The organism is Burkholderia sp. SIMBA_051 (assembly GCF_046534915.1).
Classification (GTDB): Bacteria; Pseudomonadota; Gammaproteobacteria; order Burkholderiales; family Burkholderiaceae; genus Burkholderia; species Burkholderia ambifaria.
The window spans coordinates 1-270 of record NZ_JAWRXS010000301.1 but is presented as its reverse complement, the minus strand read 5'-3'; the positions used below and the strand labels follow the sequence as shown (position 1 = coordinate 270).

At 69.6% G+C, this 270-nt stretch carries 1 pseudogene; it reads right to left on the bottom strand.

Going from position 1 to position 270, the window contains the following annotated elements:
- Positions 1-141: 141 nt before the first annotated feature.
- A pseudogene (locus SB771_RS34615) lies at positions 142-270 on the bottom strand (ferredoxin); the annotation flags it as partial.

The following is a 270-nucleotide window of genomic DNA, read 5'->3' as shown; positions in this document are numbered from 1 at the left end:
AGCGCGTCCGCCTCGGTGCGGTACACGCCCGGCTTGGACGTCAGAATCACGAACACGGCGTCATTCGCGTCGCGGGTCATGCGGGGTTCCTTTGCGGATTGTGTTCGGGGAGGGCCTGGCGGCTGCCGCCGTGGACGACGGCTAGCGCTGCTCGGCGGCGGCAACGACCTCGCGCGGCGGCGCCGTCTCGACGTCCTGCGCCAGTTCGATATCGTGGTCGAGCCATAGCTGGCAGGCCAGCCGGTAACCCGCGTCGATGCGCTCGCCCAA